The organism is Paenibacillus hunanensis, assembly GCF_034055775.1.
GTDB lineage: Bacteria > Bacillota > Bacilli > Paenibacillales > Paenibacillaceae > Saccharibacillus > Saccharibacillus hunanensis.
On sequence record NZ_CP139194.1, the window covers coordinates 3,990,032 to 4,003,079 of the forward strand.

Sequence of the window (13,048 nt, forward strand, 5' to 3'; positions counted from 1 at the left end):
GTTCTCCTTTTTGTTGTAAATACAGCAAAATGATATTGATGTTATTGTATTTTAAATATGCTGTATTTGCAACAAAAATGTGAGACATTTTAATCTGCTATATGTTACACCTTTTAAATCGATTATATGCTAGCTGTTTATTCGAACTGTTGTGTTATGCGATGCCTCGATATAGGTGTACAAAATGGTACTACCACCATACAAAAAAGCCTGCAGACCAAGCCTGCAGGCTTTTGCATATTATTCCGATGTTCTTGAAGATTGCACCAATCGATGAATTAACCGATGGAACCTTCCATCTCGAATTTGATCAGACGGTTCATCTCTACCGCGTATTCCATCGGCAGTTCTTTTGTAAATGGCTCGATGAAGCCCATAACGATCATTTGCGTTGCTTCGTCCTCGCTCAGACCACGGCTCATCAGGTAGAACAGCTGGTCTTCGGATACTTTGGATACCGTTGCTTCGTGCTCAAGTGTGATGTTATCGTTCTTGATCTCGTTGTACGGAATAGTATCGGAAGTCGACTCGTTATCCAGAATGAGCGTATCGCACTTGATGTTCGACTTTGCACCATCGGAATTGCGTCCGAAGGAAGCCAGACCGCGGTACGTTACTTTACCGCCGTGCTTACTGATCGATTTGGATACGATTGTGGATGTAGTATCCGGTGCAAGGTGGATCATTTTCGCACCTGCATCTTGCAGCTGACCTTTACCAGCTACTGCGATCGAAAGTACGGAGCCTTTTGCGCCGCGACCTTTCAGCACAACTGCTGGATATTTCATAGTCAGCTTGGAACCGATGTTACCATCAACCCATTCCATGTTGGCATTTTCTTCTGCAACCGCACGTTTTGTAACGAGGTTGTAGATGTTTGGTGCCCAGTTCTGGATCGTTGTGTAACGTACACGTGCATTCTTTTTACAGATAATCTCAACAACCGCACTGTGCAGGGAGTTTGTGCTGTAGATTGGTGCTGTACAGCCTTCTACGTAATGCACGAAGCTGCCTTCGTCCGCGATGATCAGTGTACGCTCGAACTGACCCATGTTCTCGGAGTTAATACGGAAGTAAGCTTGCAGCGGAATTTCACATTGTACGCCTGGTGGCACATAGATAAAGCTACCGCCCGACCATACTGCACTGTTCAGTGCTGCGAATTTGTTATCTGCTGGTGGTACGATGGTGGAGAAATACTCTCTGAAAATCTCTGGATGCTCACGCAGTGCAGTATCGGTATCTGTGAAAATAACGCCTTGATCTTCCAGATCCTTCTGCATATTGTGGTAAACAACCTCGGATTCGTACTGAGCGGATACACCGGCAAGGAACTTTTGCTCTGCTTCTGGGATACCCAGCTTGTCGAACGTTTCCTTGATCTCAGTCGGTACTTCTTCCCATGTTTTACCCTGTCCTTCGGACGGCTTTACATAGTACTGAATATCGTTGAAGTCCAGCTCGCTCAGATCGCCGCCCCATTGTGGCATTGGCATTTTCTCGAACTGCTCCAGAGATTTCAGACGAAAATCGAGCATCCATTCCGGCTCGTTTTTCATGTTGGAGATGGCGGTTACGATTTCTTTGTTCAGACCTTTACCGGACTGGAAAATCGCTTTGTGCTCATCACGGAAACCATATTTATACTCTTCCATTTCAGGTGCTTTTTTAGCCATGGTTGTAGCCTCCCTATCTTAATTGGTCGTGCTGTCTTCGCCGATGCCTTTGCGCAGTGCATTCCATGCCAGAGTCGCGCATTTGATGCGGGCTGGGAATTTGTTTACTCCGGATAGGGCTTCGATCTCTTCATATTCATCAAATTGCACATCCTCACCCTTCATCAGGGCGGAGAATCGAGTGGCAATATCAAGTGCTTCTTCGTACGTTCTGCCTTTAACAGCTTCGGTCATCATGGACGCGGAGGACATGCTGATCGAGCAGCCTTCGCCAGTGTATTTGGCATCGATGATCTTATTGTCTTCGATCAGAAGCTGAAGTGAAATCCGATCTCCACAGGTAGGGTTATTCAGATTCACCGTAACAGCCTCATCGCCAAATGTTCCGCGGTTACGCGGATTTTTGTAATGATCCATAATGACGCGACGGTATAGATCATCCAATTGCATCGCCAAAATACTCCTTTGTCTGAACTAACGCTTCGATAAATCGATCCACGTCCTGTTCATTATTATACAGGTAAAAGCTGGCGCGTGCAGTAGAACTTGCTTCCAGCCATCTCATAAGCGGCTGACAGCAATGATGTCCGGCACGGATCGCAATACCATACGTATCCAGCACGGTTGCCAGATCGTGCGGATGCACGCCGTCCAGATTAAATGTCACAATACCAACTTTACGTTTCGCTGGACCATAGATGTGAATGCCTTCGATCTCGGACATACGCTCCATTGCATAATTTGCCAGATGTGCTTCATGCTCCTCGATCTTGTCCATTCCAATCTCAGTCAGAAAATCAATCGCTGCCCCGAGTCCAACCGCACCGGAGATAATCGGCGTACCGCCTTCAAACCGCCATGGTGCATCCTTCCAGTCGGATTCGTATAGACCGACATCGTTAATCATCTCACCGCCAAATTCGATCGGCTCCATCCCTGCCAGTAGCTGACGCTTACCGTATAGAGCACCGAAGCCGGTCGGGCCACACATTTTGTGACTGGATAGCGCGTAGAAGTCGCAATCCAGATCCTGCACATCCACCTTCATATGCGGTGTACTCTGTGCGCCGTCCACGACCATAATCGCGCCGTTGCGATGAGCAATCTCGGCAATTTGTTTTACTGGATTTACTACGCCCAGTACGTTAGATACGTACACGACGGATACGATCTTCGTGTTCGGGGTGATCGTTTTCTCCACGTCAGCCAGATCGATATTACCATCTGGCTGTAGCGGAATGTATTTCAGCGTAGCACCAGTGCGCAGAGCGAGCTGTTGCCACGGAATGAGATTACTGTGATGCTCCATCGGCGTGATGACAATCTCATCGCCAGCTTGCAGGCGTGGACCGCCGTAAGCAGAAGCAACGAGATTGAGCGCCGTTGTGGTGCCGCGGGTAAATACAATCTCTTCGCTGCGAGCCGCATTAATGAAACGAGCTACCTTCTCACGGGCACCTTCATAGGCATCCGTAGCACGCGTACCGAGCGTATGCACGCCGCGGTGTACGTTAGAGTTGTCCCATTCATAATAATGACTCAGCGCGTCCAGAACGGCACGCGGCTTTTGCGAAGTTGCTGCATTATCCAAATATACAAGCGGATGTCCGTTTACTTCCTGGTGTAAAATCGGAAACTGCTCGCGGATTTGCGCGTTCACTGTCCGACTTTCCTTTCAACCAGTTCCTGCAAACGAGTCTGGAGCTGTTCCAGCGGAATGTCAGAAACGACCGGAGCCAGGAAGCCATAAATGATCAGTCGCTCTGCCTGTGCACGGGAGATACCACGGGACATAAGGTAATGCACCTGTTCAGGGTTAACCTGTCCAACCGAAGCCGCGTGACCTGCCATAACGTCATCCTCATCGATCAGCAGGATTGGGTTCGCATCTCCACGAGCTTTCGGGCTAAGCATCAGAACTTTCTCTGCTTGCTCACCGTTAGAACGAGTTGCACCATGCTCGATTTTGGTAATACCGTTGATGATCGCATTCGCTTCTTCGCGCATAACCGCACGTGTAGTCATCTGGCTGGTGGAATCTTTACCAAAGTGAACAGCACGTGTGGTGTAGTTCAGACGCTGGGAACCGGAACCAACCGCGATCACCTTCGCATCGGAAGTCGAGCCGTTACCTTTCAGCACTGTTGATGTATCAGTTACGGTGTTACCATCGTTCATTTCACCGATGATCCATTCGATCGATGCATCATTTTCAGTTACTGCACGACGATAGCTCATGTCTGTTGTGTTCAGACCAAGCTGGTGAACCGTAGCGAAGCGAACCTTCGCACCTGGCTTCGCGATAACCTCTACAATACCGTTATGCAGACGCGCTGCATCACCAGTCGAGATGTAGTTGTCTACATACGTTACTGAGCTGTTCACATCAGCAACAACGAGCACGCGCGGTGCAAACGTTGCATCTGCATTTTCAGTCAGGAATACAGCTTGCAGCGGTACGGATACCTCTACGTTTTTCGGAACGTACAGGAATGCGCCGCCTGTCCACAGTGCTGCACTCAGTGCAGTCAGCTGGTTTTCGTCGTTTTTCACAACGCTGGACAGATGAGCCTGAACCAGATCGCTATGCTCACGAGCCGCAGTTTCCAGATCGGTGAAAATAACGCCTTGAGCTTTCAGCTCGTCGGACAGCGTGCTGTATACTGCACCGGAATCCTTTTGTACGAGCAGGTTCGCCGCTTCTTCTTCCTTCACGAGCGCGCGAACCGCTTCTGGCAGCTCTTGCAGCGACGCTACAGAAGTCGCTTGCTGATACGTACCATAGTCGGACAGATTCCATTTATCAATTTTCGTTTTTTCCGGTTTAGGCAGTTCAAGACGAGAAGCCAGTTCAAGTGCGTTCAAACGGCTTTCAGCCAGCCATGCCGGTTCGTTTTTTTGCTGGGATAGTGATTTCAGTGCTTCCGCGCTGAGCGGAAGTATCGTCTGCAATGTCATTATGCTCTTGCTCCTTCCGTACCGTTATTTACGCTTCTTGTTCCTGGCCTACTGTCTCGTCTGTAATACCGAGTTCTTCTTTTACCCAGTCATAGCCTTCTGCTTCCAGACGGGCTGCCAGTTCAGGACCACCGGATTTCACGATGCGACCTTGCATCATAACGTGTACGTAGTCAGGCGTAATGTAGTTCAGGAGACGCTGATAGTGAGTGATGATCAGGAAGCCGCGATCTTCGCTGCGCATTTTGTTCACGCCAGCAGCAACGATTTTCAGAGCATCGATATCCAGACCGGAGTCAATTTCATCAAGGATAACAATTTTCGGATCCAGCATCAGCATTTGCAGAATTTCGTTACGCTTCTTCTCACCACCGGAGAAGCCTTCGTTCAGGTAACGGTGTGCAAATTCTGGATTCATGTCCAGTTCCTTCATGCTACCTTCCATCTGGCGAATGAACTTGATCAGGGAGATTTCTTGACCTTCTTCACGACGTGCGTTGATTGCACTACGCAGGAAGTCGGAGTTCGTTACGCCGCTGATTTCGCTCGGGTATTGCATTGCCAGGAACAGACCTGCGCGTGCGCGCTCGTCTACTTCCATTTCCAGCACGTCTTCGCCGTCCAGTGTTACTGCACCTTCAGTTACTTCATATTTTGGGTGACCCATCAGTGCGGAAGCCAGTGTACTTTTACCAGTACCGTTCGGTCCCATAATTGCGTGGATTTCTCCACCTTTCATGGACAGATTAACACCTTTGAGGATTTCCTTGTTGTCGATTGTTGCTTTCAGACCTTCGATGACGAAATTTGTTGCCATAATAGACGTCCCTCCAAAATAAGTAAGTAAGCTGCCGAATAGAACAATTTTTATGTATTGTTTATCAGGCAACCTCAGAATTAATCGCATAATCGTTTTGCTGCTTAAATCATACCAGTAAAACGGGCACGTCTGCAAAAAAATAACTACTTTTTTCGCGGATATTTTCCAAACTTTTCCTGAGTAAAGGGAATGGGCTTGATATGAGGACGAGCCGTAAACTGGATGGAGGCAGCTAGACAGGCCGACTTTTCCCACATGATAGCGTTGTGGCTACCAGATACATCCAATATGGAAAGAGAAAACTCTAATGTTCAGCGATTTAGATAAAGTCTAAGAATAAATCCTTCTTAGAACCATTCTAAACTGATTCTCAACGATTCTCAAGCTATTTTATAATAATTTGAAATATGCTGCAATGAAATGAAAGGGGGCTTCATGTGATCTTAACTTTGTGTGGACTCGGAGGTGCGGATGATTTACACCACTTCGGGAAGGAATAAGGGGACGGACTCGGGTGGAGCCGCGGGAATCTTTGGATTAGGAATAATTGAAGATTCCCGCCTCTCCAAAGTCGTCCTTTCCCCTTATTTCCTTCCCTGCGTTCCGTGGGGGCGCATCTGTAACTGCATCTAATTGCTATGCAAAAGAGTTAAGATCGCATGGGTAGCCTGGGAGGGAGAAGACCTGAAATGATGAAGGTATAAAAAATAAAAGGCCCGACCGATGGGATCAGTCAAGCCTTATGGTTAGGTATGTTCTGTTCTTGCAGCGATAGCAATAGAGCAGATCTCATGACCTCAAACTCCGCAGCGTCCAGCACCGGCGTCATTTCGCTCGTCACCGGACCACTTGGTATGGATATCCACGATTTGCAGCCGATATACTGCTCCTCTACTGGGATATCCACCGGCCGTTCAAGTATATATACCCGTAGGATGAGCACGTGAAGCGGGTTTTTCTTTTTCCAGCGTAAACGTTCCTCGGCAAAGGTGTCTGTCCAGATATGATGGTCACGCAAGCGATCTAGCTCTTCCTGACTGGTAATCTCCAGATCGTCGGTGACTTCAGCGTAGAGGCGGATGCTAGCCGTCTGTTGTTCGGGTGACCATTGCTGTAGTGATTCTTCTACGACATGACGATGCTCTGGCTTGAGAAGCTCGCTGCGCTGATGCTCGTAGGTTGGGTACAGATAAAAGGCTCGCTCCTTCAGCTCGAAGCTACGTGTCTCTTCTATAATGCCGCCTTTACGCATCAATAGGATTTGTTTGCCTTCTGCTAGCGCTTGGATGGCGGATGCCCATTCTTTTAGTGCAATCGTGCGTGGTTCGTGATCTGTCATTTCTTATCCTCCTCTATATAACCGATCGCATCATATAGACCGTTCCGAAACTGTTGTATCCAAGCTTCATTCCTAAGACGAGCGCTTTCTTTCGTTTCTTCATCTGCGTCATCGTCCGCAGTTTGGACTCTGATATTTGGCAATTGTACCCTCTGTATACTACCTGGAAACAGAACGATCTTTTGTGACTCCATCAAATACAAAAATCCCTGCTCAAAGGGAGGATATTCCATTTCATACCACATATCCTTGCAATAACTACAAAAGATGACGCTAAAATCATAATCTTCAACAACAAACGTGCCATCATCTTCCAATCTCATTCTATCGCCTCCATTGATGAATTAATATAGTTTGGATAACAGGCTTCATTATGATCATATGCTGTATGTTTCTATTGCTCATTTTTAAGAAGACGTTTCCTCTACATAACCGATCGCATCATACAGACCATTCAGAAACTCTCGTTTCCACTTTTCATTGCTGGCACGAGCGCTTTCCTTCATTTCTTCATCTGCATCATCATCTGCATATTGGACTCTCATGTTTGGCAATTGTATCCTCTGTATACTACCTGGAAACAGAACGATCTCTTGTGACCTCATCAAGGACAAAAATCCGTCTTCAAAAGGAGGATATTCCATTTGAAACCACATATCTCTGCAATAACAACAGAAGATGAACTCAAAGTCACTATACTCAACAACAAAAGTACCATCATCTTCCAGTCTCATTCTATCGCCTCCATAGATAAACTCATATAGTTTGGATAACAGGCTTCATTATGATCATATGCTGTATGCTTCTACTGCTTATTTTAAGAAGACGTTTCCTCTATATAACCGATCACATTATAAATCGCCTGCCGAATCTCTTGTTCCCACTGTTCATTTTGAGTACGAATCTCCTGTCTGGTTTCTTCATCTGTATCCTCATCTTCATACTCTGGCAGCAGGTGTTCAGGGAATTGAACTGCATGTATGCTACCAGGGAAAAATACCATTTCCTGCAACTCCATCTCCAATCGAAATCCGTCCTCAAATAGCACCCCATCCTTGGCAAAATAACAAAGGATTCCAGAAATATCCTCATCCTCTACAATAAAGATACCATTGTCTTCTAGCCTCATCTCATCGCCTCCGTTTCCTTCGTCCGTTCAAGCAACTGAAATGTTTACAGTATGGCATATACCAGCAGAGCATAAATGAATGATCGGTAAAATCGCAAATATCTAACCGTTTGAAATGATACCTGCTCGTCGGGGAATCAGGCTTACTCTGCTTATGTACATTGATCTACTCTTGCTCCTACTCCATATATAGGTCTACTTTTTATGTATCTATTATAACCGATTTCAATGTAAAAAACCGCCATCTGCACAAGGCAGACAGCGGTTAATATCCTGATATCAACATTGTTCAACGTATGAACATCTGTTGGCGCGTATAACTTTTCTGGCTTAGCCCAGGAAAGAACGCAGCATCCACATATGTTTCTCCAGATCGGCTTTGAACGCGATCAGCATATCTGCTGTTGGTTGGTCGCCGGACTCGTCAGCCAGCTCGATTGTTTCCTGGAATTGCTCAGTTACAGTTGCGAAGTCTTCGATGATCGTTTGTACCATCGTACGTGCATCTTCGCTACCGTTTGCTTCCTGCACAGTTGCCAGTTCCAGATACTCTTTCAGCGTAGCGGCTGGGGAACCTTTCAGTGTCAGCAGACGCTCAGCGATTTCGTCCATTTTCAGCGTTACTTCATTATACAGCTCTTCAAATTTGATGTGCAGTGTATAGAAGTTTTCACCTTTTACATACCAGTGAAAATTATGGATTTTAACATACAATACGTTCAGGTTCGCTACTTGCAGGTTCAGCAGCTCTTCGATGCGTTTTGTTTGAGTCGAGTTTTGGTTGGTAACGTTAGACATAATGATAATCCCTCACTTTAATAGTTTTTGGTGAATGCCTTTAACAAGTGAAGCTGTTCTGTTTTTCATTTACCCGTCGTCACTTCGCGCGAAACAAATGCATTTCCAAGTCTAGCTAAACAGACCATAGATGCGGACATTATTTCACTGCATAAGGTTTTACAATAAAATAGCCCAAATCGCCATTACCGCCTAATCCTTTAGGTAGATTTAGACCGTTTACTCTTCTAGTTCGAGTTATCGATTCACCAGGGTTGACCGCTTTATGTTTCTTTACGTCAATGGTATAAGAGGTCGTTGAATAATTACTACCATTCACCCACATCACAGCATCATGCACATCTTCTTTTCCTTGTTCAATTATATGATCAGTTATATTTTTAGCCTTATACGTTATATTTCCATCCCAGGTACCATCTTTAGAGCTGGCTCGTATGTTTACTTGATACGAAGTCACTGCGAACGCATTCTGATCCTCTACTACATTTCTTCTATCCCATGTTTCCTGTGTCAATCCAGGAGTATACTTCATGTACTTAGGATCGTTTAATTCAATTGTCTGAGTAGCAGACTGATACGTTCCGTGAACGCCTACATCGTCGATCATGACTCTCAGTGGAACGAATAGAGCGTTAAGCTTGAGCACAGGTACGGTATCCATTTGGTTGGTTGTTTGATCCACCACGATGTCTTTCGAGTTTGCAGTTACAATTACTGTGTGTCCGTTCAACTGAATGTTGGCTTGCTTCTTTTCGGTGTCATAGGAAACTTTAGCTCCTAATAGATCACTTAACGAGCGTAACGGCACAAGAACACGATTCTGACTGTCAATAAAAGGTGGATAAGGGTACGTAAATAGAATGTAATACTGGTTGATTTTTAAGATTGGTGGTGAGGATGCTTGGATTGCCGTTTGAGTAAATGTAGCACTCTGGGCGAATGTAGGATAGGGGATGCCTATGAACAAAAACACTAAAAGGACACTACTAATTTTCCAATACTTCATAACCATGCTCTCCTTTTATTATGTATGTTGTTATATATTATGAATCATTGTTATGGACGTTAGAAAATTGACAATGTTGCAGACCTCCCTCCGTGTACAATAGAAAATTGAGAAACTAGTTTGTATAAATATGCTGGGCAAAATAACATTACAGATACTACAAAAAGCAATACAAACTTTATTTAGTAAAGTATCACTGCGCATGTTAAAAAATTCAGCACTCTTTACCTATACATACTGAGAGCTCACATATACATGTATGCTCTCTTTTCCCTCAATCGCTTATATCATCCATATTATCCCATGTCATCCGGTTTGTAGACTTGAATTTTGATACACCTTTTATTTGAGATAATCTTATTCTTTACTATTGGCTATTTCTATCAGTAATATATTAATTACATGAGAACTATTGCGTATATCAATATTGGATATTTATGCGTTTAAATTTATTTTCTCATAGGATTAATTCGTATTTATTATACTTTGATCCTACAATCGACTTGTTATACCATACCACACGATATGCAAGGAGTGATTCGCTGTATGACTACTGATACAACTGTTGAAACGTCCAGCACTACACCTTTTGAGCCTTTGCTTTCCCTACGCTGGGAAAATGATCGGTTGCTGATGCTGGATCAGCGTTTGTTGCCGGAGGAAATTGTGATGCTGGAGCTGTTCACAGCGGAGCAGGTATTTGAAGGAATTCAGTCGATGAAGGTACGAGGAGCACCAGCGATTGGTATTTCTGCCGCTTATGGTGTCGTTCTAGGTGCCTGGGAATATAAAGGCGAGGATGCGGCTGACTGGGCGAAGCATGTGCTCAAAGTATCGGCTTATCTCGCACAATCGCGTCCTACTGCGGTTAATCTGTTCTGGGCGCTGGATCGTATGAACAAAAAGGCACATCAGCTCGCCGAGCAAGCAGGCAGCACAGAGAGCCGCAATGAAGCGCTGCTCGCTGAAGCGATCGCGATTCATGCAGAGGATGAGGAAGTATGCCGCCGAATCGGTGAACATGCATTGCCGCTATTCAAGGATGGAATGGGCGTGCTCACTCACTGTAATGCGGGTGGATTGGCTACTGCCAAATATGGCACAGCCCTTGCACCGATGTATCTTGCTCATGAGCAGGGCATTCATCTTAAAGTCTATGCGGATGAGACGCGTCCTGTACTGCAAGGTGCCCGTCTGACTGCATTTGAGCTGCAACAGGCAGGCATCGATGTTACGCTGCTCTGCGACAATATGGCAGGTATGGTCATGTCGAGAGGCTGGATTCAAGCCGTTATCGTAGGGGCTGATCGGGTAGCCGCGAACGGAGATGTGGCGAATAAGATCGGTACGTATAGCGTTGCTGTACTGGCACGCGCGCATGGTATTCCATTTTATGTAGCCTGCCCGTTATCTACGATTGATCTGGCTACGGCTACGGGAGCAGACATTCCAATTGAGGAGCGCACAGCGGACGAAGTAACCGTAAGCTTTGGCAAACGAACCGCTCCACAGGATATCAAAGTGTTCAATCCGGCATTCGATGTAACCCCGAGCGAATATGTAACAGCGATCATTACGGAAAAAGGAATTGTATATCCCTCCTATAGTGAAGAGCTGCCTAAATTATTCGTTGATTAAGTAAATGCTATCAATCTGTCAACGGTCTATCGAGCATCCATTGACAGCTATACACACAGCTATTTCTATAGCAGAATCGCTTCTTTTCATTCAAACATATTGCCATCTAGAGCCCTTTCATGAATGCGTATATGCACCAGGTTATAGCTACAAAATCGATTCCATTTTAATTCACTTAATAAGCCTTTAGAACTAGAAAAGCTACAGCCACAACGGTTGTAGCTTTTTCGTTTGAAAACGACGAAATTGCGTTAAAATTCCTTAAATAAAGATTAATAAAATGGACAAATGATCCGATAAATAATATGAATCGTATATTCTATAGCTAGATAGGTCACTTGTCCGTGGAAGCACAGAATCTCAGCAAATTCTGCACCTATAGACCTATGAAAATGTGAACCTAGATGGTATAGTTTATAAAAATAGGTTATTTACACAATGTTATACTAATCCGAAAAGTAAGTGAGATGGGAAAATGACGAACAAGCAGCAGACTAATGATGACACCGAATTTTTATTTAACGTCGACCTCATGATTACCGGAAAAAACAATGCGGTTGCCCTTCAAAAGCTGCTGGATATTCTGAACAACCAGCAAGAACTGGCTGACTTCCGCGTTGTCAATGGAATCAAATTGGGTGTGCAGATTGAGCAGGCGATCCAAGCTACAGGCCAGCAGCAGACGGCTGTACACATTCCAGCTTCGATGAAAAGCAAGCCATCTCCAGCTTCACCACCATTAACGACTACACCAAATGAAGCACCTGCGCCAAAAGATACCTCATCATCGCAGGAGGATGATATGGGAAGCTGGTTATCGATGTATATCGAGAGTAGCCAGTTGATCCGTGTTACCATCAACCGTCGTGGAGAACGTATGTCGATCCCCTGTCGTATTCTTAAATACGATAATGACGATCAGACTATCAGTGTCTACCATGTCGATGAAAAGCAAGTCTACACTTTCAAGCTCAATGAAATTGACGACTTCCAGCAAACCTGATCTACACCTATACATTAATCGGTTGACTGTGATTTTATACTCACATTTTGCTTGACCTTTACACTCTGGATCGCGTACACCCTGGATCGTGTATCCACGATAAAACGCCAGTCGATGACCTCGACTGGCGTTTTTGTACGTTAATATGAAATGAATATGAAATGTCATCTCGGATAGGAGCTGACACTTTTAGATGTAGAATAGCATTTGAATGCAATGTCTATCGCTCAGGCACGTTTACCTGCACGCGCAGCACTTAGCGCCAGCAAAATCCAGCCTGCGATAAAGCATACCCCACCGATTGGTGTGATCGCACCCAGTACCTTTACGCCTGTAATGCACAGTACATATAGACTGCCAGAGAAGAAAATAACACCAATCGCAAATAGCCGTGCCGCCCAGCGCAGCATTGCACTTTCACCAAGCTGCCCGGCAAGAATGGCAGTCAGCAAAATGGCAAGAGCATGCACAAAGTGATATTCGACTCCGGTCTTAAAGATTTCAATTCGTGAGCCAATGATCGGCTCAAGGATGTGGGAACCAAATGCACCGATGGCGACTCCCAGCATGCCGAGGATTGAAGCAATAATGATATACGTGCGTTGCATAATTTGCCTCCTGTATAGGTTCAAGTTAACGGTTAAGCATCGATCTGTTCTATTATAACGCATCAGAGGCTGT

General features: G+C 45.3%; 14 protein-coding genes. 2 read left to right on the forward strand and 12 right to left on the reverse strand.

What is annotated here, in order from left to right; translation table 11 throughout:
- Window positions 1-278 precede the first annotated feature (278 nt).
- From sufB to SK066_RS16245, 11 genes are all read right to left on the reverse strand, one after another.
- A complete protein-coding gene (sufB, locus tag SK066_RS16195) occupies window positions 279-1,676 on the reverse strand; it encodes a Fe-S cluster assembly protein SufB (RefSeq protein ID WP_188773920.1) in 1,398 nt (465 codons plus the stop codon).
- An 18-nt stretch (window positions 1,677-1,694) separates the two neighbouring features.
- Complete coding sequence (gene sufU, locus SK066_RS16200; RefSeq protein WP_188773919.1) at window positions 1,695-2,126, reverse strand: Fe-S cluster assembly sulfur transfer protein SufU; 432 nt, start codon at window positions 2,124-2,126, stop codon at window positions 1,695-1,697.
- Window positions 2,113-3,336 carry a cysteine desulfurase gene (locus SK066_RS16205; protein ID WP_320542257.1) on the reverse strand — a complete coding sequence of 408 codons (1,224 nt, stop codon included), beginning with the start codon at window positions 3,334-3,336 and terminating at the stop codon, window positions 2,113-2,115. The genes sufU and SK066_RS16205 overlap by 14 nt, the downstream gene beginning before the upstream one ends.
- Window positions 3,333-4,634, reverse strand: coding sequence for a Fe-S cluster assembly protein SufD (gene sufD, locus SK066_RS16210; RefSeq protein WP_320542258.1), 1,302 nt, complete (start codon window positions 4,632-4,634; stop codon window positions 3,333-3,335). The genes SK066_RS16205 and sufD overlap by 4 nt, the downstream gene beginning before the upstream one ends.
- 28 nt (window positions 4,635-4,662) lie before the next feature.
- On the reverse strand, window positions 4,663-5,451 hold the full coding sequence (gene sufC, locus SK066_RS16215) for a Fe-S cluster assembly ATPase SufC (protein WP_188773916.1): 789 nt from the start codon (window positions 5,449-5,451) through the stop codon (window positions 4,663-4,665).
- A gap of 736 nt (window positions 5,452-6,187) precedes the next feature.
- Window positions 6,188-6,793: a DUF1802 family protein gene (locus SK066_RS16220; protein WP_320542259.1), complete on the reverse strand. Its 606-nt coding sequence runs from the start codon at window positions 6,791-6,793 to the stop codon at window positions 6,188-6,190.
- Window positions 6,790-7,116 (reverse strand): hypothetical protein, encoded by a 327-nt coding sequence (locus SK066_RS16225; RefSeq protein WP_188773914.1) that lies wholly within the window; start codon window positions 7,114-7,116, stop codon window positions 6,790-6,792. The genes SK066_RS16220 and SK066_RS16225 overlap by 4 nt, the downstream gene beginning before the upstream one ends.
- A gap of 84 nt (window positions 7,117-7,200) precedes the next feature.
- The gene (locus tag SK066_RS16230; protein ID WP_188773913.1) at window positions 7,201-7,338 is read right to left on the reverse strand and encodes a hypothetical protein; all 138 of its coding nucleotides are present in this window, start codon (window positions 7,336-7,338) and stop codon (window positions 7,201-7,203) included.
- 272 nt (window positions 7,339-7,610) lie between these two features.
- Window positions 7,611-7,922 carry a hypothetical protein gene (locus tag SK066_RS16235; protein WP_320542260.1) on the reverse strand — a complete coding sequence of 104 codons (312 nt, stop codon included), beginning with the start codon at window positions 7,920-7,922 and terminating at the stop codon, window positions 7,611-7,613.
- 330 nt (window positions 7,923-8,252) lie between these two features.
- Complete coding sequence (locus SK066_RS16240; protein ID WP_250342696.1) at window positions 8,253-8,720, reverse strand: Dps family protein; 468 nt, start codon at window positions 8,718-8,720, stop codon at window positions 8,253-8,255.
- 139 nt (window positions 8,721-8,859) lie between these two features.
- Window positions 8,860-9,726 (reverse strand): copper amine oxidase N-terminal domain-containing protein, encoded by an 867-nt coding sequence (locus tag SK066_RS16245; RefSeq protein ID WP_320542261.1) that lies wholly within the window; start codon window positions 9,724-9,726, stop codon window positions 8,860-8,862.
- Window positions 9,727-10,272: 546 nt separating this feature from the next.
- Here SK066_RS16245 and mtnA point away from each other — a divergent pair.
- Window positions 10,273-11,364 carry an S-methyl-5-thioribose-1-phosphate isomerase gene (gene mtnA / locus SK066_RS16250; RefSeq protein ID WP_320542262.1) on the forward strand — a complete coding sequence of 364 codons (1,092 nt, stop codon included), beginning with the start codon at window positions 10,273-10,275 and terminating at the stop codon, window positions 11,362-11,364.
- A 475-nt stretch (window positions 11,365-11,839) separates the two neighbouring features.
- Window positions 11,840-12,367 carry a hypothetical protein gene (locus SK066_RS16255; protein ID WP_320542263.1) on the forward strand — a complete coding sequence of 176 codons (528 nt, stop codon included), beginning with the start codon at window positions 11,840-11,842 and terminating at the stop codon, window positions 12,365-12,367.
- Between the two features lie 227 nt (window positions 12,368-12,594).
- On the opposite strand, the gene SK066_RS16260 is transcribed toward SK066_RS16255, so the two are convergent.
- Complete coding sequence (locus SK066_RS16260) at window positions 12,595-12,975, reverse strand: DUF423 domain-containing protein (protein WP_188773907.1); 381 nt, start codon at window positions 12,973-12,975, stop codon at window positions 12,595-12,597.
- Window positions 12,976-13,048: the final 73 nt, after the last annotated feature.

Coding starts and splice junctions, on each gene's coding strand:
- sufB (WP_188773920.1), bottom strand. CDS start 1,676: ATGGCTAAAAAAGCACCTGAAATGGAAGAGTATAAATATGGTTTCCGT.
- sufU (WP_188773919.1), bottom strand. CDS start 2,126: ATGCAATTGGATGATCTATACCGTCGCGTCATTATGGATCATTACAAA.
- sufD (WP_320542258.1), bottom strand. CDS start 4,634: ATGACATTGCAGACGATACTTCCGCTCAGCGCGGAAGCACTGAAATCA.
- sufC (WP_188773916.1), bottom strand. CDS start 5,451: ATGGCAACAAATTTCGTCATCGAAGGTCTGAAAGCAACAATCGACAAC.
- SK066_RS16220 (WP_320542259.1), bottom strand. CDS start 6,793: ATGACAGATCACGAACCACGCACGATTGCACTAAAAGAATGGGCATCC.
- SK066_RS16225 (WP_188773914.1), bottom strand. CDS start 7,116: ATGAGATTGGAAGATGATGGCACGTTTGTTGTTGAAGATTATGATTTT.
- SK066_RS16230 (WP_188773913.1), bottom strand. CDS start 7,338: ATGAGAGTCCAATATGCAGATGATGATGCAGATGAAGAAATGAAGGAA.
- SK066_RS16235 (WP_320542260.1), bottom strand. CDS start 7,922: ATGAGGCTAGAAGACAATGGTATCTTTATTGTAGAGGATGAGGATATT.
- SK066_RS16240 (WP_250342696.1), bottom strand. CDS start 8,720: ATGTCTAACGTTACCAACCAAAACTCGACTCAAACAAAACGCATCGAA.
- SK066_RS16245 (WP_320542261.1), bottom strand. CDS start 9,726: ATGAAGTATTGGAAAATTAGTAGTGTCCTTTTAGTGTTTTTGTTCATA.
- mtnA (WP_320542262.1), top strand. CDS start 10,273: ATGACTACTGATACAACTGTTGAAACGTCCAGCACTACACCTTTTGAG.
- SK066_RS16255 (WP_320542263.1), top strand. CDS start 11,840: ATGACGAACAAGCAGCAGACTAATGATGACACCGAATTTTTATTTAAC.
- SK066_RS16260 (WP_188773907.1), bottom strand. CDS start 12,975: ATGCAACGCACGTATATCATTATTGCTTCAATCCTCGGCATGCTGGGA.